The organism is Methyloglobulus sp., assembly GCF_046714055.1.
Classification (GTDB): domain Bacteria; phylum Pseudomonadota; class Gammaproteobacteria; order Methylococcales; family Methylomonadaceae; genus Methyloglobulus.
In genome coordinates this window covers 1-26,674 of sequence record NZ_JBKKBJ010000247.1, presented here as the reverse complement: position 1 = coordinate 26,674, position 26,674 = coordinate 1, and the positions used below count along the sequence as shown (strand labels likewise).

At 45.8% G+C, this 26,674-nt stretch carries 24 protein-coding genes and 1 pseudogene; 8 read left to right on the top strand and 17 right to left on the bottom strand.

Going from position 1 to position 26,674, the window contains the following annotated elements; genetic code table 11:
• Positions 1-101: 101 nt before the first annotated feature.
• Complete coding sequence (locus ACLQ6D_RS14810; RefSeq protein ID WP_411728084.1) at positions 102-620, top strand: hypothetical protein; 519 nt, start codon at positions 102-104, stop codon at positions 618-620.
• 656 nt (positions 621-1,276) lie between these two features.
• On the opposite strand, the gene ACLQ6D_RS14805 is transcribed toward ACLQ6D_RS14810, so the two are convergent.
• The 15 genes from ACLQ6D_RS14805 to ACLQ6D_RS14735 form a co-directional block, all read right to left on the bottom strand.
• Positions 1,277-2,059: an alpha/beta hydrolase gene (locus ACLQ6D_RS14805; RefSeq protein ID WP_411728083.1), complete on the bottom strand. Its 783-nt coding sequence runs from the start codon at positions 2,057-2,059 to the stop codon at positions 1,277-1,279.
• Between the two features lie 434 nt (positions 2,060-2,493).
• Positions 2,494-3,351: a hypothetical protein gene (locus tag ACLQ6D_RS14800; RefSeq protein WP_411728082.1), complete on the bottom strand. Its 858-nt coding sequence runs from the start codon at positions 3,349-3,351 to the stop codon at positions 2,494-2,496.
• 91 nt (positions 3,352-3,442) lie between these two features.
• Positions 3,443-4,291 carry an RHS repeat protein gene (locus ACLQ6D_RS14795; RefSeq protein ID WP_411728081.1) on the bottom strand — a complete coding sequence of 283 codons (849 nt, stop codon included), beginning with the start codon at positions 4,289-4,291 and terminating at the stop codon, positions 3,443-3,445.
• 203 nt (positions 4,292-4,494) lie between these two features.
• Complete coding sequence (locus ACLQ6D_RS14790; RefSeq protein ID WP_411728080.1) at positions 4,495-4,710, bottom strand: hypothetical protein; 216 nt, start codon at positions 4,708-4,710, stop codon at positions 4,495-4,497.
• Between the two features lie 109 nt (positions 4,711-4,819).
• A complete protein-coding gene (gene rfaD, locus ACLQ6D_RS14785) occupies positions 4,820-5,776 on the bottom strand; it encodes an ADP-glyceromanno-heptose 6-epimerase (RefSeq protein ID WP_411728079.1) in 957 nt (318 codons plus the stop codon).
• Positions 5,773-7,197, bottom strand: a complete 1,425-nt coding sequence (gene hldE, locus ACLQ6D_RS14780) for a bifunctional D-glycero-beta-D-manno-heptose-7-phosphate kinase/D-glycero-beta-D-manno-heptose 1-phosphate adenylyltransferase HldE (RefSeq protein WP_411728078.1) — start codon at positions 7,195-7,197, stop codon at positions 5,773-5,775. The genes rfaD and hldE overlap by 4 nt, the downstream gene beginning before the upstream one ends.
• A complete protein-coding gene (locus tag ACLQ6D_RS14775; protein WP_411728077.1) occupies positions 7,178-7,768 on the bottom strand; it encodes an SIS domain-containing protein in 591 nt (196 codons plus the stop codon). The genes hldE and ACLQ6D_RS14775 overlap by 20 nt, the downstream gene beginning before the upstream one ends.
• A gap of 117 nt (positions 7,769-7,885) precedes the next feature.
• Positions 7,886-8,704, bottom strand: coding sequence for a glycosyltransferase family 2 protein (locus tag ACLQ6D_RS14770; RefSeq protein WP_411728076.1), 819 nt, complete (start codon positions 8,702-8,704; stop codon positions 7,886-7,888).
• A 183-nt stretch (positions 8,705-8,887) separates the two neighbouring features.
• Positions 8,888-10,669 (bottom strand): lipid A export permease/ATP-binding protein MsbA, encoded by a 1,782-nt coding sequence (gene msbA / locus ACLQ6D_RS14765; protein ID WP_411728075.1) that lies wholly within the window; start codon positions 10,667-10,669, stop codon positions 8,888-8,890.
• A gap of 86 nt (positions 10,670-10,755) precedes the next feature.
• Positions 10,756-11,772, bottom strand: coding sequence for an O-antigen ligase family protein (locus ACLQ6D_RS14760; protein WP_411728074.1), 1,017 nt, complete (start codon positions 11,770-11,772; stop codon positions 10,756-10,758).
• Positions 11,773-12,082: 310 nt separating this feature from the next.
• Positions 12,083-12,847, bottom strand: coding sequence for a glycosyltransferase family 2 protein (locus ACLQ6D_RS14755; RefSeq protein WP_411728073.1), 765 nt, complete (start codon positions 12,845-12,847; stop codon positions 12,083-12,085).
• 150 nt (positions 12,848-12,997) lie between these two features.
• A complete protein-coding gene (locus tag ACLQ6D_RS14750; protein WP_411728072.1) occupies positions 12,998-13,351 on the bottom strand; it encodes a transposase in 354 nt (117 codons plus the stop codon).
• Positions 13,352-13,659: 308 nt separating this feature from the next.
• Positions 13,660-14,676 (bottom strand): ketol-acid reductoisomerase, encoded by a 1,017-nt coding sequence (gene ilvC, locus ACLQ6D_RS14745; RefSeq protein WP_411728071.1) that lies wholly within the window; start codon positions 14,674-14,676, stop codon positions 13,660-13,662.
• A 73-nt stretch (positions 14,677-14,749) separates the two neighbouring features.
• Entirely contained in the window at positions 14,750-15,241 is a 492-nt protein-coding gene (ilvN, locus tag ACLQ6D_RS14740) for an acetolactate synthase small subunit (RefSeq protein ID WP_411728070.1), read from the bottom strand.
• A complete protein-coding gene (locus ACLQ6D_RS14735) occupies positions 15,242-16,978 on the bottom strand; it encodes an acetolactate synthase 3 large subunit (RefSeq protein WP_411728085.1) in 1,737 nt (578 codons plus the stop codon). It abuts the gene before it with no gap.
• Positions 16,979-17,572: 594 nt separating this feature from the next.
• Between ACLQ6D_RS14735 and ACLQ6D_RS14730 the strand changes: the two genes are divergently transcribed.
• Both ACLQ6D_RS14730 and ACLQ6D_RS14725 read left to right on the top strand, forming a co-directional pair.
• A complete protein-coding gene (locus ACLQ6D_RS14730; protein ID WP_411728069.1) occupies positions 17,573-17,764 on the top strand; it encodes a hypothetical protein in 192 nt (63 codons plus the stop codon).
• Between the two features lie 118 nt (positions 17,765-17,882).
• Positions 17,883-18,254: pseudogene (locus tag ACLQ6D_RS14725) on the top strand (ketol-acid reductoisomerase); the annotation flags it as partial.
• A 1,309-nt stretch (positions 18,255-19,563) separates the two neighbouring features.
• On the opposite strand, the gene ACLQ6D_RS14720 reads toward ACLQ6D_RS14725, so the two are convergent.
• On the bottom strand, positions 19,564-19,698 hold the full coding sequence (locus tag ACLQ6D_RS14720; protein ID WP_411728068.1) for a hypothetical protein: 135 nt from the start codon (positions 19,696-19,698) through the stop codon (positions 19,564-19,566).
• Positions 19,699-19,865: 167 nt separating this feature from the next.
• On the opposite strand from ACLQ6D_RS14720, the gene ACLQ6D_RS14715 reads away from it, so the two are divergent.
• The 4 genes from ACLQ6D_RS14715 to ACLQ6D_RS14700 all read left to right on the top strand — a co-directional run bounded on the left by ACLQ6D_RS14715 (position 19,866) and on the right by ACLQ6D_RS14700 (position 25,837).
• Complete coding sequence (locus ACLQ6D_RS14715) at positions 19,866-20,309, top strand: low molecular weight protein-tyrosine-phosphatase (RefSeq protein WP_411728067.1); 444 nt, start codon at positions 19,866-19,868, stop codon at positions 20,307-20,309.
• A gap of 164 nt (positions 20,310-20,473) precedes the next feature.
• Complete coding sequence (locus tag ACLQ6D_RS14710; RefSeq protein WP_411728066.1) at positions 20,474-21,604, top strand: polysaccharide biosynthesis/export family protein; 1,131 nt, start codon at positions 20,474-20,476, stop codon at positions 21,602-21,604.
• Positions 21,605-21,852: 248 nt separating this feature from the next.
• Positions 21,853-24,207, top strand: coding sequence for a GNVR domain-containing protein (locus ACLQ6D_RS14705; protein WP_411728065.1), 2,355 nt, complete (start codon positions 21,853-21,855; stop codon positions 24,205-24,207).
• A 298-nt stretch (positions 24,208-24,505) separates the two neighbouring features.
• On the top strand, positions 24,506-25,837 hold the full coding sequence (locus tag ACLQ6D_RS14700; RefSeq protein WP_411728064.1) for an IS110 family transposase: 1,332 nt from the start codon (positions 24,506-24,508) through the stop codon (positions 25,835-25,837).
• Between the two features lie 246 nt (positions 25,838-26,083).
• On the opposite strand, the gene ACLQ6D_RS14695 is transcribed toward ACLQ6D_RS14700, so the two are convergent.
• Positions 26,084-26,416 carry a hypothetical protein gene (locus ACLQ6D_RS14695; RefSeq protein ID WP_411728063.1) on the bottom strand — a complete coding sequence of 111 codons (333 nt, stop codon included), beginning with the start codon at positions 26,414-26,416 and terminating at the stop codon, positions 26,084-26,086.
• A gap of 68 nt (positions 26,417-26,484) precedes the next feature.
• On the opposite strand from ACLQ6D_RS14695, the gene ACLQ6D_RS14690 reads away from it, so the two are divergent.
• Positions 26,485-26,674: hypothetical protein (locus ACLQ6D_RS14690; RefSeq protein WP_411728062.1), on the top strand; the 190-nt coding region annotated here is incomplete at its 3' end.

The following is a 26,674-nucleotide window of genomic DNA, read 5'->3' as shown; positions in this document are numbered from 1 at the left end:
CGTTAGGTGTCAAGTTCATTAAAGATGCTATCATGAAAATTTCCTTTGCGTGTGAAAGTGTTTGGCGATCATAGCCAGTCGGGATTCAAAAGGATCTGACGATGCCGGTCGCGCCGAAGCAACGCTTGCGGCTGTCTATGGCCGCCTTGCCAAATGACATGCTTGCTGCGATAGGTGATGTGACAGTTAATTTGACGTATGTTCTCATTTTGGTTGAGGTTGCAATTTGGAGAATGCTTGGACTGACTGTGAAACAGGGAGTCGCGCTCACCAATCCCTTTAAGTATCCCGGAAAAATGGAAATGTTTAAATCTGTCGGTTGCGATTTTTTTAGGGGAAAGCCAGAATTGAAAGAATTCAACACCTTGGTGAAAAAAATCCACTCCACCTATTCCGAGAGAAACAAAATTGAACATTCCATATGGCAACATCTTTTCGAAAAGGATGCCCCATCCGTTCGGGTCAAGGTTTCCAACGATGCTTCCGTAAAGCCTGAGTTTGTAAGACCGGCGGATATAGTGCGGGTGACTCAAGACATCATCTCACTTGTGATGGAGATTGATCGCTTTCAGCAGAAGCACATCCCTCCGCCGAGCTCATTGCAAGGTAAATGGCCTTAACCAATGTGTTTGAATCTACATCATATGGGTCGGAAAAACTTGGGCAATTGTCAAAGTAGGCCGATACCCCAGCCTCAATCATGGCAGGCGTGACCTCGTTTGATTCCTTCACGGATGATGAACGATCAAGCTCAACAGAGAAACAACCAAAACCATGATCGCGAACACTAAATGTTTTCACTCTACAACCCACCCCTAACAAAACGCTCAAAGGGACGTTTTGCCCCAGTGCATCCTTTAAACTTTTTGTTTTCCGGTCATTTTTAATTCCTCTTGTCGTCATTCACGGGCAAAGCGTCCCTTACCTTTGCGTTAGGCCCCACGGCTGGGCGGCGGTGCCGGTTCAAGGCCAAAACTTGCCAGCCCCCGCAAAAAATGGTATTTGTGTGACGAAGTGAAACGCGGTGTATAACCAATGCCGTTAAGTTAAGAAAAAATACGTCGTTCCGGCATGGACGACCGCCAAGGATGGCGGAAGTGCGGCAGGCAAGTAGGAACTTGCGCCGATTGCCGGAACCCAGAAGCCAAGGATGGCATCTAGGCACACATCCCTGTGAACTGGATACCGGCAATCCCTTCTTTAAGACCATAAAAAACTCGCCCGAGTATACTTTTGGGTGTTGGAAAAATAAGAGCTTCACCCTTTATACATTTGCTCAGTTGTCGATAAACTCCATAGTTTCTCGCCACCACGGACTCCATGGCTCCAAGGGCAAGCTATTATGACCTGCGTGTTTAAAACGCCAGAGCTTTTTTTGTCCCGATAACGCATCGAACAATGCCATGGTGCGCCGGTTTGGGATGACCTCATCCTGTCCGGCCATTAATACCGCTATGCGACCCTGAAAATTACGAAGCTTGGAAGCATTATCATATTTATCCAGGAGCAGCCAATGAGCCAGGAAATACCAGTAATGATGCTGAGCAACATCAGTCATGGTATCGAACGGTGTTATTAACAGCAAACCTTTCACTGGAACTTTACGTGAAGCCACGATGCCCGCCACAACCCCACTGCCCAGCGATTCGCCACAGAGGAACAAAGGCTCCTTAAATTCATCCCAAACTATCTTGGCGGTGACAACACCATCCTCGATCAGCATTTTTTCAGAAGGTGAGCCACTGCGTACGCCATAACCTGGATATTCGGCAAGAATCACTCGGTACCCTAAGCGCTGCAATGCTTCGATATAATAAGTCCGATGTAGTGCAGCGCCCGCATTACCGTGAAATACCAGCACCGTTCCTTTCAAATCAGTCGGGGGAATACTGCTAATCAGGCCATGCAGGTCATTTATGGATGGCCAGGGTTTTAAGTTTAACCCCTTAATCAGATGTTCTTGCTGTTCTTGTGTAAAATGAGACGGAAAATATAGCATTTTGCGCTGAAACATAAAAACAGCTAACAGGATCAATGCATAGACCAGTAGAAAACTCATAACACCCAAGACCTTCATGGCAAAATTACAGGAAAGAATGATAAGTTATGTTTCTCAATTGCGGACACTCGACAATTTCAATTTTTACTTAACTTCGAAGAGGAAAACACGTAAGGCGGTTTCGCCGACAGGCAAACCGCCATAAACGGAGCGGATGGAGTTGATTGTTACACGGATTTTTCCATGCTGTATTTAGGGTTGTGTTTAAATTGGCCTAACCCAACGCTCAACCGGAGCGCGTAGCGCGTAGGGCGGATTAGTCGCGCAAAACCACGAATTTAACAAAAACTCACTCTTTCCGCGCGACGTAATCCGCCGGATGAAAGTATGTTCCCATGCGCTTGCAAAATAGAGGAGTCCATATATAGGCTGACGAAGGAAGCCCTGCCCATCGTTCGCGAATGATGCGCCTCGTCTCGGCACATCCTATTGCACTACTTAGGCAGCATAAATTGTAAAGTGAAATTCATCGACCAATCGGGCGCTGCATCAGGCCTTACCACATTGTAGTAACCTTCCAATTTAGTGTTGATAGCAAAACTATCCAGATTAAACAGTTTGCCCATACCCCCGCCTACTGGAACAGTCCAGCGGTTATCTGAGTGGGAATTCCAGTTGGCAATTGTGTCCATATTGGTAGTTAAATACCAACCTTGCCCTAAATTGTAGTTAGCAAAAGGTTCCAGAATGAGTTGACTGACACTTTCGCGTGAGTCAGCGCCCAATACTGACCATATTTGCTTGGTCTTAAAACCCATGGTCCAAGGGCCTGGCTGGTAAACAATCATCGCCGCAGGGCCTACGCTGAATTTCCCGCTGCCCAGTTGCCGCGATCTACGATCCTCTATGCTAGAAAAGAGGGTGTCGGTTGGAAAAGCGAAAGTGGGCCCGATACCCCAATTAAAAATACCGGAATTTGCCGGTGAAAAAAGGGAGGTGAAATTCGTATCGCCGAGACCTGCTACCCCTGAACCTGGATCGGGTTCCGGCAACTCGGCGATGCCTTCTACAACACCCGGAGTGCCGATAATATTTAACGATAACTGATTAATCATGTTCCAGTCGCCGAGTGAAATAGGAAAGATAGGCTGTAAACTACCGATCGATACATCACCGTTATCCGCGCCGCCATGAAGAGTGTAATTCATTGGAACGCTTAACACCGGGATCAATGGATTCTGCGCAGCACGCAACCAGTCTTCGGTATTTTGAGGATCCTCCACTGCAAAGGCAGACTGGATGCTTACTAATGATACCAAGCATGCCTTAATGACATTTTTATAATTATACATAATCTTGTCCCCTTAAAATAATTTAAACCATCACGAAAGGTATTGAAATTTAAATAGTTAATGAACAATTTTATACTAAATTCTCACTATTTCAAGCCGTGCGTTCCTTAAAACCTTTAATTGAAAAAGCATCGGACACCGGTTCAATTTGAAAGATTCGGTTTGGCATTTTGGTATTGAATTTTTTCTCATTGCCATTTAAGTCACGTTCACGCAAATTAAACGTATTGCAATCGGCAATCAAATGCGAGCGGCCACTGGGCATTTCGATGGCGTCTTGAACCCATTTAACGGGGAAAAAATCACTGGTTCCTTTTATTCGATCAATTAATTTAAAACCAGGGTCGTAAACTAACACTTCCCCTTTTCGGGAGTTGGACAGCATATAACCCTTTGAGTGTTTGCGGATATGATGGGCACCACTTAATCCGGTGATGACACACTCAAGTGCCAGTGATTTTTTGTCTATACGCGCTACAGAACCTTGATAAAATAAAATAGTTAAAATTTTATTGCTATCGTATGGGTCAACGATAGCAGAATTCAAATGAGTCGTCTGTAATTTACCCGAATAACATTTGAGTCGGTGATCCATTTCTTTATCGATGGTTCTGACACCGCCTCCATAGGCGTTGGGATAGCCATTTTCTGTACCCCACCACGCCCAGATTAATTCGCCTTTAAAATCAACTTCCAATATGGCATCCACGCCGCTCGATGTCACCATCAGGCCGTTTTCCGTTCGAAGCAACGACCTCAACTGGGAAAATAAACGACTGCGGATTTCCAGATCGATTTCACCTTTTTCATTGAGCCTGGCAATATGTTCGTCGCCGGGCACTCCATCTTCAGCACAGGGTAATCCGCGAATAAAATATAAGCCTTCACCTTCAACATATTCCATTCCAAAGGGTTTGGTAAGGTAAATTTCTTCAAGCAATTTAATTTTGCCTAATTCCCCCTGGTGCTCAAAAAGTTGAATTTTCCCTCCTGGTTCCCCTCTAAAAACCTCGTTGGAACGATCTTTACCTTTTACGATTCTATCGAACCTAAACTTCGCGTAATCCCAATTAGTTTGAGGGTAGGAAACAACAAATTTCATTTTTATCCTTTGGTTAAAATTTACGGACAAGCAAGATCATTTTACAGTCCCTTTGCCTTTGTTACTATGGCAGTTGTTGATTGCCCTTCCACGAAGGGTAGAATTTTTACCTCACCACCAGCCTTGCTTTTGCAATCGCCACCGGCCACCTGCTCTGGACGGTAATCGCCGCCTTTAACGATGACATGGCAACTCGCTACAGTACAAACGTCCTGGCGTTTCTTTTGAAAATGGCACTCTTCTGTCGGACAGGGCATTCACCCCGTCCGTAAAAATTAGTATTCTAAACAGTTTGCAAATGTTAGGGACAGGAAACATATCCAGTCCCGCCGAGGAAGAGATTTACGAATCGCCAAAGTGCCTGTATTACTGGCTTGCCGCAGAATTCAACTCATCCAGATACCTGGAAACACCCTGATCAACTGTCAAGAACTCCTCGGTGTAACCGGCTTGCCTTAACCCCGAAATATCGGCCTGCGTATAACTCTGGTAAGAGCCTTTCAAATGTTCAGGAAATGGAATGTATTCGATAGCCCCCTCCTTATGCCAATTAATCACGGCCTGTGCGACGGTATTGAAGGTTTCAGCGCGTCCGGTTCCCACATTATAAATGCCGCGCTGTTCAGGATGGTCTAAAAACCACAGGTTCACTTTGACAACATCATCGACATAAACAAAGTCGCGTTTTTGTTCTCCGTCGGCTAAACCGTCGCAACCTGCAAACAACTTTGCTTTTTTTTGCTCAATTACTTGCCGATTAAAGTGATACGCCGTGCTGCTCATGGCACCTTTATGCTGCTCCCTGGAACCGTAGACATTAAAATAGCGAAAACCGGCAATTTGGCATGCTGATTCTGGCAAGATCTGCCTGACATATTGATCGAACTGAAACTTTGAATAAGCGTACATATTGATCGGATGTTCGCAGTCGCGCCCAACACGAAAGCCGTGTTTGCCATTCCCGTACACGGAAGCGGAAGAGGCATACATAAACGCTGATTTTTTTGTGATGCACCAGTGCAGCAATCGTTTTGAATAATCGTAATTATTCGTCATGACATACTGTCCATCCCATTCCGTTGTCGCAGAACAGGCACCTTGATGGAATACGGCTCGAACGTCCTTAAAAAAAGCAGGCGACTCGATTTTCTGAAGAAATTCCGTTTTGTCCATGTAGTCGGCTATATCCAGAACGGCAATATTGTGCATTTTTTGGCCATTCGCCAAATTATCGACTAGCAGTATATTTTTTTCGCCTCGCAAATTTAAGGCCCGAATCAGATTACTGCCAATAAAACCAGCTCCACCGGTCACAATAATCATTCTGCGCCCCTTGCTCTCTTAATCATAGCCGTTGTCGATTGCCCATCAACAAATTGCAATATTTTCACTTCTCCACCTGCTTTTACAACACAATCACCGCCAGCGACTTGCCCAGAATTGTAATCGCCGCCCTTGACGATAACATCCGGCAACAATCGGCAATACAATCGTTCAGGCGTTTCTTCCTCAAAGGCAACCACCCAGTCTACACAAGCCAAGGCCGCCAATACTGCCATGCGCTCTTGCAAGCCATTGATAGGGCGTGTATCCCCTTTGAGACGTTTAACGGAAGCATCCGAATTGACGGCAACAATCAAACGGTCACCCAAGGCTTTCGCCTGTTGCAGATACGTCACATGCCCTGCATGTAACAAATCAAAGCAGCCATTGGTCATGATGATGCGCTCGTCATGGGCTTTTGCCTGCGTGATAAGTTGCGCCAATTCATCTTCCGTAACAATGCCATATTGCGATCCGCGCTCACCGTGCATGGCACGGGACAATTCTAATGTGGAGACGGTTGATGTACCCAATTTGCCTACCACAATTCCACCCGCTAAGTTTGCCAGGTACATTGCTTCATACAAAGGTAAACCGACTGCGATGCCCAAAGCCATGACGGCAATCACGGTATCGCCAGCACCTGTTACATCAAAGACATCCTTGGCCTGGGCGGGCAATGAATGCGCTTGGGTCTCTTGTATCAGCGTCATGCCCACTTCGCCGCGCGTCAATAAAAGCGAAGGGATTTGATGCTGCTTCAAAAGCCCCCGCCCTTTTTCAAGAAAATCCTGTTCATTTTCGCAAATGCCAGCCACGGCCTGTAATTCTGCCAAATTGGGCGTGATGATGTCTGCCCCTGCATAACGCTTATAATCCGTGCCCTTTGGGTCAACCAAGACCTTAAGCCCCGCTTGCTTCGCTTCATGGATATGCTTTGCGACATTAGCAAGCGTACCTTTACCGTAATCCGAAAACACCAGCACATTATTTTCAGGCAAATGCTTACATAGCCTGGCAAACAATAGCTCTTCCTCAAATTGTAGCGGCGACTCTTCAAAATCCACCCGTATAAGCTGCTGATGCTGCGCCATTACACGTAATTTGCAGATACTGCGTACGGATTTTTCAACCACAAACTCGCAATCTACGCCTTCCGCTGCCAATAATTGTTTGATTGTCTGGCCTTCGACATCATCGCCTATAACGCCCAACAAGGTCACCTTGCCGCCCAGTTTGGCGATATTGAGCGCCACATTGCCTGCACCACCCACACGGTCTTCAATCGTTTTGACATGCACCACTGGAACGGGCGCTTCGGGTGAAATCCGCACCGCCTTGCCTGACCAATAACGATCAAGCATGACATCGCCAACGACCAGGACACGGGCTTTGGAAAAATCAGGCGTTGTTGCCAGCACCGAGTGCCTCCTGGCTGAATGCTTCTTCTACGATCGCACACCACCAATGCCCGATTAATATGTGGGCTTCTTGAATCCGTGCGGTGACATTTGAGGGGACTTTGATTGCTATGGTTGCCAACTTATTCAGTTCGCTGTCTTCAGAACCGGTCATGCCTATAACGGTCATGCCCTTGGTTTGTGCCGCTTTTACGGCGGCAATGACATTGCCGCTACGACCGGATGTTGAGATTGCTATCAAACAATCGTTAGTGTTGCCTAACGCTTCAACTTGACGGGAAAAAATAGAGTCAAAATCAAAATCGTTGGCAGAGGCTGTTAATATTGAGGTGTCTGTAGTTAATGCAATGGCCGCCAAGGCCTGACGCTTTTTTTCATAACGGACGACAAATTCCGCCGCAATATGTTGGCAATCCGCCGCACTGCCGCCATTACCACAGAGCAGGATTTTTCCGCCTTGCTTTATTGTATCAACCAACAACACGCCACCCGCTTCAATGTCATCGTTAATATTTACGAGTTGTTCCAGCACGGCCTGATGTTGGGCGAGTACGGACAAAAATGTCTTCACATGATTTCCTAATGAATGATGGCGGGTTTTATATCCGGCCCTAAATGCTATAAACGACTTTGTGAGTATGCCAATGCTCCCACCATCTTAGTTGAATTTCAGTTGCTAGTAGCTTACTTATCGGCTCATTAACTCGAAATAATCATTCATCTTTGATTTTCCCCACTTGTCTTCGATTGAAATGAAATTAGCTTTGTCAAAGAGCGGCGGGTATTTGTTTTTCGAGGTCAGGCGAATGTAATGGTGGACAAAAATATCTAGGCAAATGTGCACTGGCTTTATATCCCCTGTTTTTTGAGAACGCTCAAGAACACGAAAGTATAAATCATAGTCTGCTGCTTGTAAGCGTTCGTCCCATAAACCAATTTTATCCAGTGCGGCACGCTTCATGACGACAGCGCTGCCAACAAAACCTTGTCGTACTTTTTTCTCAAATTTTTGATACCGTTGTTCACAAAATAACGGCCAATTTTGATACATAACCTTATGTGCGAGTAACAAGAAAAACTTGGATTGCCCCAAAAGTGAGATCATGAGTTTTACATTGTTCCAACGCCGCCGTAATTTTCTCGTTTCAATTTTTGTTTCGACCTGTTCCACACCACAAGAGGTGGCAACATCCAAACCATTAAAGTTCATGCTATCCATGATACATGTATCCCAATCACGGGGAACAATAATGTCATTATTTAAAAAGACCAGCCAATCATATTGTGCAGCTTCTATCCCACGATTTTGACAATAAGGGTAAGAATAATTAGCTCCATTTCGAATAATTTTTGCCCCGACGGATTCGAAAAATTCGACACTGCCATCATCCGAACCATTATCTATGACAATCAATTCAAATTCGTTGTGCGTATATTTGGATAAATTTTCCCAATACAATTCATTCATACTTTTTTGATTGTATACGGCGGTAATAATACTAAGCACAACCCACCCCTAAAAGGTTTGGTTTTTTATTACAGTTATAGTCATTGGGTGTCGGAAAAAAACAGCACTAAAATCATAATCATTGACCGCATATAAAAGAATCTGCATTTAAGGGACCCTGATGCTGGGGATAAGTCCTTGCTACAATACATTCATTATGAGTCACCTTTAAGCATAGTGAGACTATGCCTCGACCCCAGCAATGTGAATAGCTCCTTGATGTTCGGCATACTGCTCAAATTGTATATGATTCAATCTGGCATAAACGCCATTTTTTTCTATTAATTCTTTATGGTTACCCCTTTCCACGATACGGCCACGTTCCATAACCAGGATAAGGTCGGCTCTTTCTATTGTCGAAAGCCTGTGGGCAATCACTAACGTTGTCCTGTTGCGCATTACTTTTTGCAGGGCTTTCTGGATATAGCGTTCCGATGCTGTATCCAATGCCGATGTCGCCTCATCAAGAATAAGGATTGGCGCATCTTTAAGTAAGGCTCGTGCCAATGCCAGGCGTTGTCGCTGCCCACCCGACAACTTCACGCCATTTTCGCCAATTTGTGTGTCAAGCCCGTGTTCCAGTTTATTGATAAACTCCATGGCATATGCATCGGTAGCCGCGGCAATAATCTGTTTCCTACTTGCTGAGGCTAATGCACCATAGGCAATATTGTTGGCTATCGTATCATTGAACAGGGTGACATTCTGGGTAACCAGCGCTAACTGCTTACGCAAATTTACCAACTGGTAGGTATTGACTTCAATGCCATCCAGCAATATTTCACCCGCCTCATGGGAATAAAAACGCGGCACCAAATTCACCAACGTACTTTTGCCTCCCCCTGAAGCACCGACCAGCGCGATGGTTTGTCCGGGTTCAGCCTTAAAACTAATATCTATCAGCGCAGGCTCTTTTGTCCATGCATAATAAAATGAAAGGTTTTTGAATTCTAACGCACCGTTTGCTTTATCAACACTATAACTTCCTTCATCGAACTCACCCGGCTCATCCAAAATATCAAACAATGACTGTGCAGCGGCTATACCCTTTTGAATGTCACTGTTGGCATCGCTTAGTTGCCTGATTGGTCGTTGTATTAATATTGCCGCCATCAGATAAGCGATAAATTCACCGACACTGGCTTGCATCATGAAGATCAGCGCCATGTACATCAGGAATGATAAGGCGATTGCAATAATAAATTGCATGATGGGGTTATGTATGGCCGTTGTGGTGGCAAGTTTTAATGATTGTCCCCGGTTAAAATAACTGCTTTCCAAAAACCGCCGACGTTCGTAATCCTCTCCGCCATAACCGCGTACGATCCGGTGTCCGGTAACCAGTTCCGAAGTGATATGGGTAATGTCGCCAATGGACTCCTGTATTTTTTTGCTGATCATCCTGAGCCGTTTGCTGACGTATTTGACCAGCAATACAATAACGGGAGTAATGCCAACAAAAACGAGCGATAACATCCAGTTAGAATAAAAAAGGTAGATTAAAAGTCCCACGACAGTCAATCCTTCTCTCGCAAATGTACGCACAGCATCCGTACTAGCCTTAGTGACTTCCCCGACATTATTGGTAATTCTGGAGATTAGATGACCGCTGTTATTGGAATCGAAGAATGCAGTTGGCAATTCCGTATATTTGTTGAAGATCTCACATCTTAAGGCGTGAACGACACTGGTCGATACTTTCGCCAGGAAATAATTGCCTAAATAAGTGCCAATACCTTGAACGACAAATAAGCCGCTAAAAAACAAAGGTAAATAAAACATGCCTTCCCGTGATTCAGTTTGCAAGGTATTGACGATTTGTTTGGTTAATACCACTAACAGGAACTGCCCGGCGGAATACATTAAAAAACCAAAAATACTGATGGCAAAAAGAACCCAGTAGGGCTTTACGTAGGCCAATAGACGCTGGTAAATTTGGATGCTGCCGCTAGTTGCCATTTTCATTGCCGTGTAAGTTACACAGACCTACATGTTTTTGTTCGGATTTTTGCATAACTCACCAGTTCGTAAATAAAAACGCGGTACACAGATTAATCAATTGAAACCTTTGGGGCAAAGCATAGGGCTATCATCACTGCAAACCAATGACCCTCGGTATGATCCAGGAACGGACTGTTAAATAGGCTGGTAATAATTAAAGTCAGCAATAACCCCTGTGCCAGCCACTTCTCCTGCTCAACTAATTTCCTTGAGCACCAATATTGGCTTAAAAGAAAACCACAATAGGTAAAAGTGCCCAATAGACCGAACTGAACCGCAATCAATAAAAACTCATTATGCGGATTTTTTACACTCGACTTCTCTCCAGATACGCGCCCATACTCTTGGGAAAAACTGCCTGTACCGTAGCCCAACCAGGGCTTTGCAGCAAGGATTTTCCACGAATTCTCCCAAAACTTATATCTTATGCCCATAGAAGCCGATTTTTTTTCAGGCACATGTTCAAGATAGACCCGTGTATCGGCAACACCTTCATTTATACGCTCTGACCTTTCAGAAAAATTAATGTACAGCGACAAAAAGAAAATTAGCCCCAACAATGACACGAACAAGCCTTTTTTGCCAAAACGTTGCCCTGCAAATAAGGGTACTAAAAACATGAAAACTAATTGTCCCGTACGCCCTTCAACTACAAAAAAAAGGTTATAAATGCCTAATAATAGCGCTATTAGATACCAAGCTTTGTATTTTTTCTCTAGATGCACTTTATGTGCACAAAAAAACATAAAAAAAGCGATTAATATACTATGGGTAATACGGCTTTTTAGGGTGTATGTCTTATACCTGAGCATATCCAAAATGCCGAAATCCATTAGATAAGAACCTACAAGTGTCACCACTGACGCCACCACAAATGCCTTCCAAGCCCAAATACGGTAGCGCTCATTGGTAAAGAAGCAAGACAATAGAGGGATAAATAATAACTCGCGATATTTCCTGATGACAGAAAAAGCTTCATCATTTGGGACATGTCCATAACCCAGCCCTACTATAAAACATGAAAATAAGAGTAGCGCCCAAGTTGCAACGGGGGATTTTTTTAGCACTGTGGGCAAAAGCCTGAATTGGGTTGTCAGCAGCCATATTCCGCCCAATACGCCAGAAACAATGATTGCCAAAGCTGTCGATAGGTAAATCGAAATGATAAACAAGACCATTACGAACACACCGAAGCTGAGCGAACGCTGTTGAATTAACGTGAGTTTATGCTGCCACATATTGATAATGAGTGATATTCATGGCCTAAAATTAGGCTTTCAAAGATAGTGTAGTGGGAGTGTTTTATTCTAAAATTATTCCGTTGCAACTTAGTTGCCATTCTAAGCAAGGCTGCTTGCTTAGAACTTGACCTTGGGGCTATTTTTGTTGTGATGATGGGGCATTTTGGCGCATCTCTATCAAATGTGCGTATTTTAGATATGACCTTAGAGCGCCAATTAATGAAGCCGTTAAGCCATCATAGCCGTAGAGAAAACCTTTTTTCAGGAAAAAGAATTTTAGAAAAATAACAAGCCCGCGAACTGCAGGTTCCCACACGCTGACTTTCCGGTTATTCTCAAACAGTACTTTTGCGCCCAGTTTACTGTATTCATCGGCCCGAATAATACAATCACTCAGATCCTTAAAAGAATAATGAATAATATTCCCTTGCAACCGTTGATAGTTTTTTGTCGCCAAGGATGTATGTATAATCATCGGCGCAAAACGACAGCGATCCTTATGGTAAAGCCTGATCGTATAATCGGGATACCAAACTCTCTGCCAACGCGAGCCTATATAGTTTTTTCTTCGGAAGGCATAAGCATCATAAGCCGCTTCAGTATAATTGATGGCCTGAATTTCTTTTATCATCTGCCCGTCCAAACGCTCATCGGCATCCATGTTCAAAATCCAGTCGTTTTTGGCGAATTGCACACAAAAGTCTCTCTGCAAACCATCGCCCAGGTAACTCTGCTCAATAACCTGTGCGCCAAGGTTTTTAGCAATTTTTCGCGTCTTGTCGGTGCTGAAGCTGTCAACAACGATGATTTCATCCGCAACCTTCCATGCTGACTCGATACACCCTTTGATATACTCTTCATTATTTAAGGTAATGATGGTGATGGTTATTTTTTGATTCATTTATGTTAGTCCGAAGCAGCAGTAGGAAATTTATGCACAACTTATTACTGGATAGTTACAAATCCATTTATTTGCGCTACCAGCGCTTCAACAAAGGTGGCATCGACCCTCTGCCCGGCATGGGCGACACAGCCTTGGATCGACCCGGTTCTACCCCTGCCGATCCCGAAACAACCAGACCATTTTAGCGTCAGGCATCCGATCTTCCAGTTGCAAACCCAGGAAGGGCATGAAACTGAAGCGATCCCGTACCTGATATTCGATCCTATCATCCGACAGGCTGTGCAGTTGCTGGAGCACCGGCATCTTGAACATCCGTGCAACGTCGATGGGTTTGGCTCCCGCCTGACTTTTCCTGTCCTGTTCATGCACCCGGTTGAGATCAGGGCGAAACGCTTCCCAGCCTATCCGTGCCTCCAGGCCAACCAAAGGATCGCCCATTTCGGTCAGTTGCGCGGCGCATTCTTCTAGGTCAAATAATCCAGGTTGGCGGGGCTGTCTCATCGGCTGAGCGTTCCTTGGTGGAGTTGCCGCTATTATCTCATTTCGTTGCTAGCTCGGCGCACCCCATTTCGGGGAGGATAGTGGCATTATTAGAGATGCCCATATAAGTTTTGGATTATTTGCACCAGGAGGTTGCTATGGATTTTGATAAATATTTACATAGCTATTTACAAGCCACAGGTTGATTAAAGTTGGTTTGTACTAGCCCTATAAAATTACAGCAATTAAACCTGGCTAACCTGTGTTAAGTAAATAACCATGAATATTTATATGAATCGATTGGATGATGGGTTTTAAGGATCGGCTATTTAGTTCTTGGCCTTATCAACAATCTGGTTCGCTTTAATCCACGGCATCATGCTGCGTAATTTCTCGCCCACGACTTCAATGGGATGCTCGGCATTCAGGCGGCGTTGGGCGGTCATTTCGGGGTAGTTTGCCATGCCTTCCATGATGAAGCGTTTGGCATAGTTGCCATTCCTGATGTTTGCCAGGGCTTCTTTCATTGCCAGGCGGCTTTCGGCGTTGATGACTTTGGGGCCAGTGACGTATTCGCCGTATTCTGCGTTATTCGAGATGGAGTAGTTCATATTGGCGATACCGCCTTCGTACATGAGATCGACGATCAGTTTTAGCTCATGCAAGCATTCAAAGTAAGCCATTTCAGCAGGGTAGCCCGCTTCCACCAGGGTTTCAAAGCCGGCTTTGATGAGTTCCACTGCGCCACCGCACAATACTGTTTGTTCGCCGAACAGGTCTGTTTCCGCTTCATCCCGGAAAGTCGTTTCGATAATGCCTGAGCGACCGCCACCGATGGCTGAGGCATAAGCCAAACAAATGGCTCTGGCTGTGCCTGAAACATCTTTATGGATGGCGATCAGGTCAGGAACGCCACCGCCGCGTACAAATTCGGAACGCACGGTATGGCCTGGCGCTTTGGGCGCGATCATGATGACATCCAGGTCAGACCGTGGCACGACTTGGTTGAACAGGATAGAGAAGCCATGTGCGAATGCCAAGGCTGCGCCCTGCTTGATGTTAGGCAGTATTTCAGTTTTATATAATTGCGACTGAAATTCGTCCGGGGTCAGGATCATGACGATATCCGCACCCACTACCGCTTCCGGCACATCTTTGACGGTTAAGCCGTGGGCTTCCGCTTTCGCAACCGATGGCGAGCCTTTACGTAACCCGACAACCACTTCAACACCGGACTCTTTCAGGTTAAGGGCGTGGGCGTGGCCTTGCGAACCGTAGCCGATAATGGCGACTTTCTTCGCCCTGATAACGGAGAGATCGGCATCTTTGTCGTAATAAACTTGCATGTGTTTTCCTGTGTTTTTTGAAAATGAAACGATTAGTTCGGTAAAAGCTAGATTTTTTGCCTTGTGCCTAAAATTATAAATGCAATCCTTTCTCGCCTCTTGATATACCTGTCGCGCCGGAACGGACGACTTCAATAATATTGTCGGGGTCGTTGGCTGCGATAAACGCATCCAGCTTTTCAGAAGGCCCGGTCACTTCAATGACATAGGTAGCCGGAGTAATATCAATTATCCTGCCACGAAAGACATCCGCCATACTTCTCACTTCAGCCCTTGTATTCTCAGTTGTCTTGATTTTAATCAGCATCAATTCCCGCTCTATATGGGCGGATTCAGCCAAATCAATCAGCTTGACCACATCAATCAACTTATTGAGCTGTTTGGTAATTTGCTCAATGACATTATCACTGCCGCTGGTCACCAGAGTCATTCTTGACAAGCTGGGGTCTTCGGTTGGCGCTACGGTCAACGATTCGATATTGTACCCTCTTGCTGAAAACAGCCCTGCCACCCGTGACAAGGCTCCGGACTCGTTCTCTATCAAAATTGAAATGATATGTCTCATTTATGCTAGTTCCCTGTCTGTTGAAGTCCCTGTGGCAACCCGCAATTTCATATCATGGTGGCCTTTGCCACCTTCTATCATGGGGTAAACGTTTTCTGTCCTATCAGTAATGATGTCCAGGAACACCGTCCTGTCTTTCATGGCAAACGCTTCTTCCAATGCGGGCCTGACTTGTTCAGGTTTGTCGATTTGTATCCCGACATGACCATACGCCTCGGCGAGTTTAACAAAGTCCGGTAGCGTATCCAGGTAAGAATGCGAGTAGCGGCTTTCATAGGAAAACTCCTGCCACTGGCGCACCATGCCCATATAACGGTTATTCAAGTTAACAATCTTGATCGGTGTTTTGTATTGGAGCGCGGTGGACAGTTCCTGGATACACATTTGGATACTGGCTTCACCGGTAACACAGGCAACATCCGCATCTGGATGCGCCAATTTAACGCCGATAGCGGCAGGCAGGCCAAACCCCATCGTGCCTAAACCACCCGAGTTTATCCATCGGCGCGGCTTGTCGAAATGATAATACTGCGCCGCCCACATCTGATGCTGACCTACGTCTGAGGTAACATAAGCATCGCCTTTCGTCACTTCATACAATTGTTCGATGACATATTGCGGCTTAATCAGAGGGCTTTCGCGGTCATATTCAAGGCAATCAATGCCTTGCCAGTCCTTGATTTGATTCCACCAAGTATCCAAGGCTTTTTTATTGGGCGTTTTTTTGCTTTCCTTGATGAGTTCAATCATCTGCTCCAACACTGGTTTAACCTCGCCAACGATGGGAATATCCACCTTAACGGTTTTGGATATGGAAGCCGGGTCGACATCAATGTGAATAATCTTGGCATACGGGCAAAATTGTTCCAGCTTGCCCGTTACGCGGTCATCAAAGCGGGCGCCGATAGCGATAATCATATCGCTCTCGTGCATGGCCATATTGGCTTCATACGTGCCGTGCATACCCAACATACCGATGAACTGCTTGTCGGTTGCAGGGTACGCGCCCAAGCCCATCAGGGTATTGGTAATGGGATAACCCAGCAACTGGCTGAATTCCGTCAGTTCCTTACTGGCTTCACCTATGACCACGCCGCCACCTGAATAAATCATCGGACGCTCTGCGGCAAGCAGTAACTCAACCGCTTTTTTGATCTGGCCTTTGTGTCCGCTTACCGCAGGATTATACGAGCGTATGCTGACCTTCTTGGGGTATTTGTATTGCACTTTGATTCTGGGATCGGTCATGTCCTTTGGTATATCGACGACCACAGGGCCAGGGCGGCCTGTGGTGGCAACATAAAACGCCTTCTTGATGGTTTCCGCTATCAGGTTAACGTCTTTAACCAAAAAATTATGTTTTACGCAGGGCCGGCTAATGCCAACCATATCGACTTCCTGGAAAGCATCGCTACCGATAACCGGCGATGGCACTTGTCCGGAGATGACAACCATAGGAATTGAATCCATATAAGCCGTGGCAATGCCGGTTATGGCATTGGTCGCACCTGGGCCTGACGTCACTAAAACCACACCGGGCTTTCCGGTTGCCCGCGCATAACCGTCGGCGGCATGGGTTGCGCCTTGCTCGTGACGAACCAGGATGTGTTTGACTGCCCCCTGCTGAAACAAAGCGTCATAAATATGCAAAACGGCTCCGCCGGGATAACCGAAAATATATTCAACGCCCTCGTCTTCAAGACTTTGGATCAGTATTTGCGCACCGCTTAGCCTCACGCTCACCTCAATATACTTGTAATGAATTCTTTGCTTCAAGAAGATACTTATTTGACCAGCTAACACATTCGGAATTGGGTAGACCTTGATGTAGAATCAGAATCAATCGGTGTTTGTACTGATTCCTTTAGCGGGTACGTTGTTCAGTATTGTACAAGTTTCTGTGAAGAATTGTAATAATGAACCTTTTATATCCATCATTATCTTCAATATTTGGTTCCGATTAAGTCCGTTTGCCCTCTCTCAATGCGCTCATTTCAACTAATTGAAAATAAATACTATTTTATGAGCGCTATTACACCACCTTTACCCAGTTTTTGGGGAATACGGCGCTAATATAAAACTGCGATCTAAAAGCAATCCTGTAAATTTAGCCGAGCAGCGATGCGACTTCGGCTTGAATGATTTATGGGCATCTCTAAAAATTCCACTTGACGTGATGTTGATATTCAAGGTGTTGGTGACCCGGCAACTACACAACCTGTCGGATGACCGGATTGAATACTAGTGTACTTGACCGCTTCAGTTTCATGCGTTTTTTGGGCCTACAACTGTAAGGCCGGATACCGGACGCCAAGACCGTTCGGTTGTTCCGTGAGGCTGAAGGGCTTAGGACTAGTCGATGTGCTGTTTGCCTGTTTTCACCAACAACTGGTCGCCCAAGGTTATGCCGCCCGTGCTGGGCAGATGGTCGACTCCACCTTTGTCGAAGTGCCGCGGCAGTGCAACACACGCGAAGGCAACTGCATGGAAGCAGGAGGTAGGGCACCAACAGTAGGCGCTTAAGGCGACGCGGGGAGCGGTTGCCAAGAACACCCGGCTCAAGGCCAGTGAAGTCCCTAAAGCCTGGGGCGAACCATAGGCCAAGGCCAAGCACCGACAGAAACATGTGCTGAGTCCCGTCGAAGCCGAAACCGACCTGTTCGGCGAACAAGCAGTTTTGTGCGGCGGCGCGGTGGAACTGATCAAAGCTGGGTTTGAAACCCTGGTTGAAGCCGGTTACCCCCCCGAAATGGCTTATTTCGAATGCTTGCATGAGCTGAAGCTGATCGTCGATCTCATGTACGAAGGCGGTATCGCCAATATGAACTACTCCATTTCCAATAACGCCGAGTACGCAAAACGCTTCATCATGGAAGGCATGTCGAACTACCCAGAAATGACCGCCCAACGCCACTTGAATGCAGAGCATCCGATTGAAGTCATCGGCGCGAAACTCCGCAGCATGATGCCTTGGATTAAAGCGAACCAGATTGCTGATAAAGCCAAAAACTAAGCACAGTTTTGACAGGAAACAAAAAAGCCCGTTTTTAACGGGCTTTTTTTGTTGTTTGGAGTAAGTGGCTCAGATGGGGTTTTGCGGAATCTGGGACAAATGTGGCTTCGATTATCCCGGATTCCACTGCGTTTTATCCAGGCTTGCTATAGTGCTTAAAACGAATCTTGTCGCGGACTTGATCGAGTAATTTTTTCGGTTGTGATTGTGTCGTAATTGTTTGCATAGTTTGTCGCGTGGAGTTATACTCAGATCATAATAAACAAGTGGATAATTTTATTTTAAAATGATTATACGGCAGTTTACAGTTTTTATACGACATCAGTTGTCGTATATATCACGTTGAATCGACATACCCGACAGGCCGAGGAAATTTGAATTTTTTGACTAACCGATGAAAAGATGCTAATAAAACGTCATTGATGTGGTCGCATAACGGAGTTAATGACGAACCACATCAATGACGTTTTACTTTTAAACAATAAATTTTCATCGTTTCGAGCAATGCCAAATTACCATTTATGGTGTGCAGGTATGACGTTCAACAGTTCATTCAAAGGTACAAGTCAGGATAGCGCCATTTCGTTGTTCAGCCCTTCTGCCCTGACTTGACCTTTAATTCAAACGTTAGGCTGTACAGCAATGCCATTGTGCGCTACGCCCACTCCCGCTCTTCAAATCGCACATGAGGTCGGGTTCAAAGATATATACCCGTGGGTTTGGTCCGTCATGCTCGGCGTCGCCCTGACCCTCGCTGAGAGACGTGGCTCATTTTTGGGTCAAGGAACGCCGTCGGGGATTGAGTTCTGGACAAAGAATGGCTGCAGTGTTGGTCAACGTCGGTCTTCCGAGCATCTTGTTTGGACTCACGATGGTTCGACTGGGGCCAAGTATATCCCTCTAACCTGGGTTTCTGGCAGGTTCTTGGGGCTTTGTATTTGTTGGCAGCAACTCCTTTGGGAAGTCACCACCTGTGGTTCGCAATCGCAAGTGGTCGAGGCTGGATTCCCGAACAGGAACAGGCGTTGTTGGAGTCAGAGCGAGAGGCGCGAAGGCGGATACCCTATGGTCATCTCATATGGGCAGCGCTGGCGCTTAGAGTCCCTATGTTTGCTGCAGTGTTTGGCTTTGTGTTGCCGTGGTAGGTATGTCACTCACTTTCTATGAAAGCTGTGAAGCTGTAATAAACGAAGCGGATAATGTTGATCGTTACGCGGATTTTTCTAAGTTGTTTTTTATGTATTAGCGGTACTTCAGATTTTGGTTATATGGTGGGCATCGCAGTTTGCTACGTAGACTCTTGGTTTTGTTAGTTTTTCCATAGCCATCGCTGGATGGCGGCTTCCCACTTTGCGACTGTTTTTTGCAGCTTTGCTTGTGGTTCCTTTATTATCTCCACCTGCTTTGCCAGTTGTTCGGCAAGTTCTACTATTTGTTGGCTCACTTTATCAAAGAATGCTAGAATGCCAGCCTCGCCCCTTTATAAACGCTGCTTGTATTTCTTCGTGGCTGGTAACTTGAATATTCATGGGGTAATAAATTTTTTAATTCAAAAATTAGCAAACTCTTTCAAATTAGGCTGAGTAGTTACGAATTTTCTTGAAGATTTAGATGTTGTTTAAAAACATACTCATCGTTTGTATTGGAAATATATGCAGAAGTCCAATGGCAGAAGGTTTGTTAAAACAGGCACTTACAGCCTCCGGAAAAGGAGATTGCTTGGTTAGCTCTGCGGGTCTTGACGCATTGGTTGGTCATCCCCCGGATGCGAAAGCCTGCCAGCTGATGATGAAAAAAGATATCGATATTTCAGGTTATCGCGCATGCCAATTGAATAAGGACATGATCCGTAAGGCTGATCTTATTCTGGTTATGGAATCGTCTCACAAAAGCGCCATTGAAGAATCTGAATTTTGTGCAAAAGGCAAAGTTTTTCGCCTCGGCAATTGGGGGAATTTCGATATTCCAGACCCTTACCAACAAAATTTATCGGCTTTTGTAGCATCGTTTAATTTAATTGAGCGAGGCGTATCCGAATGGTTAAAAAAGTTATAATGAAAATCATAAAATTAACTATACTAAATACATATCTACTTTAGTTCGATTCTTACCTTAACAATATGTCCAACTGGGTACCTAAATCTATGCGAACCAAAACTTTACTGATCCTGATTGCAACATGCCAACTTTGCGCATGCACCGTAATACCCGGCCAGCACATGAGTCCGTTCTCCTCTGAATCGAGCGTGGATATGCCGACTAGGGAAAACAATGAGACCATTTTAAAAAAGTTGAATATTAAACTGATTACAGCTCAGTTGATTGTCGATTTAGAAAAAGATTTTAACAACCGTAGCTTGGGGCCAGGCAATGTCGCCAATCTTTATTACGACTATCGCATCGGTTCAAAAACTAAAAAAGGCGCGCCGACCAAAAAAACCTCCAGCCAATATCGTGTTGGCCCCCGGGATATTCTCACCATAACCGTCTGGGAGCACCCTGAGTTGACTATCCCGGCCGGTGAATTTCGCTCGGCAGAATCAGCTGGCACAACCGTCGGCGAAGACGGTAATATCTTCTATCCCTATGCCGGCGTAATTAAGGCGTCCGGGAAAACAGTTGAAGAAATCCGCGAACAATTAACCCAAAAACTATCGGTCTATATCGAAGATGTCCAGCTTGACGTACGTGTAGCCAGTTATAGAAGTCAACGGGTTTATGTCGTTGGAGAAGTTAAAGGGCCGGGTATCCAGTTGGTGAGAGATATTCCTTTGACGGTATTGGAAGCAATCAATGGTGCTGGTGGATTAAGTCCCGAGGCAGATTCACGCAATATAATATTGACTCGCAACGACAAAACTTACAACGTCAATTTGCTGGATCTCTATGAAGGCGGTGATCTCAGTCAAAACGTCCCGCTTGAACACGGTGATGTACTGAATGTGCCGGATAGGCAATTTAACAAGGTTTTTGTGCTGGGGGAATCCAATATTGTCAATAGCTTTTCTGGTGGTACTAACAGCGTTCAAAGATCGCGCAGTCTCTTTATGGATAAAGGCCGAATGACACTGACCGAAGCTCTCAGTGATGGGGGAGGACTCAATCAAGAAACATCGGATGCGGCCAGAATTTTCATCTTTAGAGGCGGTCTTGGCAAGCCGGAAATATTTCATTTGGATGCCAAATCACCCGATGTCTTATTGTTGGCCGATCGTTTTCCATTACAGCCCCGTGACGTTATTTATCTTGACCGGGCAGAAGGCATCCGCTGGAATCAAATCATTGCTCAAATCCAACCCACTATTACACTGTTGAACTCGTTTGTTGGATCATACAACCCCAACCAATGATCATGGATGAAATAGCTTGATCTTTTGACTACTGGTTGCCCCTATCAAGCAAGTTCGCTTATCCAGCAAAACCATCGAGCTAGGGCGCAACTAAAATTCATGTTTATGCGTACTTGCTCATTTTTTGCGATGGATATTGCAAAAATATAGATTGATTAGTGCATTCCTGATTTTCTGTGGTCAATGCAACACTTAATTTCAAAATAGCCACTTCAATTTAGTTCAACTAAACATTTTTTTGATACAAAATGCAAAAACATTTTTTCGATAATAGCAACCCAGCAGTCAATTACTTGCCGAATGAAAACGACAATAAAAACGATTTAGGTGAAATTATAGCCATACTAATTGACAGCAAATGGCTTATCGCTTTGGTCACCGGAATCGTGCTGGCTATCGGTACAGCCAAAGCCTTTATTGACAGCCCCGTTTATAAAGTCGATGCCATATTGCAAGTCGAGGCACAATCACTAACAATTAGAACTCTTGATCCGGGAGGTAGTCTACAAAAAAGCGAGATACCAGTAATTGCAGAAGTTGAGCTTATCAATTCAAGAATGGTATTAGGGGAAGCTGTTAGAAATCTTGGTTTAGATATCATCGCTAGACCAAAATATTTTCCTATCATCGGTGAGGCTATCGCCAGACGTTTTGAAAGGCGCAATAAAGACAACAACGTTTCAAATGCATTATTTGGACAAACACAATATGCTTGGGGAGGTGAATCCATCCGCATCGACACCTTTACGGTACCATCCGACTGGCTCAATAAAGGTTTCATATTAATTGCAGGCAAACAAGGCCATTTTCGGTTAATGGATGAAGAAGGTGCACTGATATTGGAAGGTGAAGTGGGTAAACTGGCCAGCAAACAACTGAAAGGCAAGCAACAATCCGTCACGCTGTTTGTCCCATTGTTAAAATCACGGACGGATACTCAATTTACAGTTATGCGACTTTCCGAAGAAAACGCGATTAATCAATTAAAATCAAAAAATAATTTTCTCGTCCATGAAAAAGGCAAATTTGCCAGGATCCTCGAATTGACCTTGGAGGCCGATAAACCTCAATCGGCGGTACAGATATTAAATGAAATCGTTAATAATTATATCCGCCAAAACGTTGAGAAAAAATCAGCGGAAGCACAAAAAACACTGGAATTCCTGGAAGTGCAAATGCCCTTGGTTAAAAATCGACTGGCTGAGGCAGCAACAGCCTTAAACGATTACAGAATGAGTAAAGGCTCCGTTGATTTAGATCTCGAAACACAAGGCATTTTAGAAGGCGTGGTGGCACTAAAAACTGAACTCACGAAATTGGAGCAGAAACGTGATGAACTAAGGCAAAAATTTACTGTATGGCATCCTTCCGTTGTTGCTACTGATAAGCAAATTGCCCGGCTGCAAGGTCAATTGGATGCTCATGATAAAGAGATTGAAGTTTTACCGGAAACTCAAAAAGACATAGTAAAGCTGGCTAGAGACGTTCAGGTCAATACCGAGCTCTATACCACTCTACTCAACAACTCCCAGACATTGCGTGTCGCAAAAGCTGGTGCAGTGGCTGATGCAAGAATTATCGATTACGCTATATTGCCTGCCCTGCCTATAAAACCCCAAAAAGCACTGATCATTGCCTTTTCGCTCATCTTGGGATTGTTCTTAGGCATCGCTTTAACTTTTATTCGCAAAGCGCTACGCCGTGGCGTCGAAGACCCCGATTTAATCGAAAAAAAGTTGCATATTCCAGTTTATGCAAGCATTCCACATAGTGTCGATCAAGAAAAGCTCAGTAAAACGCTTAAAAGGAACTACGCACAAAAAAGCAACGGCCCTTTAATTCTGGCTGTACAAAACAAAGATGATCTAGCCCTAGAAAGCTTGCGCAGTTTACGAACTACTTTGCATTTTGCGTTTTTGGAAGCGCAAAACAACATTATAATGATTACTGGCCCTAGCCCAGGAGTTGGAAAAACCTTTGTCGCCGTTAATCTTGCAGTCGTATTGGCTGATGCCGGTAAAAAAATATTGTTAATCGATGGTGATATGCGCAAAGGTTTCATCAATAAGGCTTTGGGGGTTGGCAGAGAAAACGGGCTTTCCGAGCTCATTTCAAACACTACTTCAGGCTGGGCTCCCATATTGGATGAAGCGATTCATAAAACTCCGAAAGTCAATCTGGACTTTATCGAGAACTCGTTGCGTATGACCGACGAATCATGGGTTCATAAAACATCGATAGTCAATCTGGACTTTATCCCCACTGGTTCTATACCGCCTAACCCATCAGAATTACTGTTGCATGAACGATTTGGTAATTTATTGGCAAGCATCAGTAAGAATTACGACCATGTCATCATTGATTCACCGCCCATTTTAGCGGTTACCGATGCAGCAATTATTGGACGTATGGCTAGTGCAACTTTAATGGTTGTTAAGGCCGGTCAACATCCCGTGCGAGAGTTGGAGCAAAGCGTCAAGCGTCTGACTCAGGCCGGTGTCCACTTGAAAGGGGTTGTGTTTAATGATTTACCTGAATCATCCTCTCGCTACGGATACGGATATGGGCAGAACAAATACGTTTATCAATATAATTACAAATAATCCAACTGATGCAACCATAAATGAAATATCCATCTGTATCCATTGTTAGCGCAGTATACACCCAAAAATGCAAGGTGATTTGAAGAAGCTCTGGTTTGGACGGTATCATAAAGCCGTCTACGTTGCCAAAGACCGATTGGCCAATGGTGCGTTCGCGCCCGAATGTTAGCGTGGTTTAGGGTTGCGTCGGTGACACTGGTGAAGTCCGGAGTTTCCGGCTATCCCGTTTGAGGGAGTGGCTGAGAAGACGTTTCCACGGCGGCGTAGTCTTGTTATTTTCCAACTTAGGAGCATCGCCATGAGCAAATTCAAGAAGCCCTCTGGCCTGACCCATCCCAACGCAGCGGGTATCGATATCGGCGCATCCAGCCATTTTGTGGCTGTGCCCCCTGACCGCGATGAACAACCCGTGCGTGAGTTTCCAAGCTTTACCGAAGGCCTTCATGCGCTGGCCGATTGGCCGACGGCCTGTGGCGCGGATACCGTCGCGGTGGAATCCACCGGCGTGTATTGGGTTCCCTTGTTTGAATTGCTGGAAGCCAGGGGCTTTACCGTTTATCTGGTTAATGCACGGCATGTGAAAAATGTTCCGGGGCGCAAATCGGATGTGCTGGATTGCCAATGGCTGCAACAGTTGATGGGCTTTGGCCTGCTGTCGGGTGCGTTTCGCCCGCACGGTGATTTTTGTGCGCTGCGCACCGTGGCCCGGTTAAGGGAAACGCTGCTGCGCGGTCAAGCCCGGCACATCCAACACATTCAAAAAGCCTTGCTGCTGATGAACCTGCTGTTGATGGAAGTGATTTCTGATGTGACGGGCGAAACGGGCCAGAAGATTATCCGTGCTATCTTGGCGGGCGAACGTGACGGCCAAGTGTTGGCAAAACGCCGCAATAACCACATCCAAGCCAGTGAGGAAGACATTGCCAAAGCCTTACAAGGAAGTTGGCGGGAAGAACACTTGTCTGCCCTCAAACAGGCGGTGGCCTTGTACGCTGCTTACGCAGCGCAACTCCTGGAATGCGGCCAACAGTTGGAAAAAATGCTGAAAGGCCTCGCCCGCCACGACCTAAAGGCCGACAAACCCAAACGGCGCGGCGGCAAATCTAAAAATGCGCCCAGCTTTGATGCCCGAACCCTGTTGCTGCAACTGTGCGGCGTGGATCTGGCGCGCATTGACGGCATTGATGTCACCACCGCATTCAAAGTGCTGACTGAGATTGGCGCTGATCTGTCGCGCTTCAAGAACGCCAAGCACTTTGCCTCATGGTTGGGTCCGTGTCCCGGCACGAAAATATCAGGCGGCAAAGTCATTTCGGCAGCGACCAAGCCGACGACCAACCGTGCCGCGCAAGCCCTCAAAATGGCAGCGATGAATCTACGCAACAGCCAATCAGCTTTAGGCGCGTACTACCGGGGACTATGCGCGCGTATGGACAAAGGCAAAGCCGTCACCGCTTGCGCCCATAAACTGGCTCGGTTGATTTATGCGATGCCCACCAAAGGGGAAGAATATGTGGATCAAGGGCAGGAACATTATGAAGAAAAATATCGCCAACGGATCATTAAAAACTTAACCAAACGTGCTGGGCAGCTTGGCCTTCAGTTAACTCCCGTGTCAGAAAGCGTTTAAAAATGCTTTTTATATCAGCTAGTTGAAATGAGCTTCTTGAGAGAGGCTAACAATACCTAGATCTTCTTACACTTTAGGGAACCTATTAATAGCAATTAACACCGCCCTATAGTGGAGAGACTGAAATTTCTTGGATGGTTCCCAAAATGCTGGCATTTTGAAGCCAGTTCTTGTCGTAACACCCTCTTCACTGAAGGATTTCCGCTTTTTTATGCCACACAGGCGTAGCCTCCCTGTGATTGTCCATCAAACCTCGTTGACTGCCTTCGCGTCGCGCTTAATCAGTTGTACCAGGCGCATCATGTCATAAACCAAAACAATCTTCGCCTTGGTCCGCTGTAGGCCGATGTTGCGCACTAGATACCCACCCATGTGCGCCTGGGTACCAAAGGCATGCCCGACGTGGGCGTACACTTTGGATTGGGCCCGGTTAGCGCCTTTCTGCGCTTCGGCCAAAGGGTGGCCAAGACTGCCTTTTTCAGAGATTTGGCTGTCAATCTGGGTGTCGGCCAAGCACGCTGCTCCTGAGTCTCGGAACGGTAGCCGCTGTCGGCATACACCGCACGCTTGTTGCGTCATTGTCGAGGGTCTGGTCAAGCAACCCGTCGAACACCTGGCTGTCGTGCACCGAAGCGGCCGTCACCCGCATGGCTTTGGGTCAACTTATGCTGTTGGTCGGCGGCCTAAAGCGCCTACTTTGCCGTGGGGGCGTGGTTAAAAGTGCGGTTTTTGAGTATAAAACAGGAACCTTGACATCTCCTACCCTAGAAAGGCACTGTAATGTTCCCGGCAAAATCAAACACAGCGCTTGCCCAACGCTTAAACCGGTGCCCCACC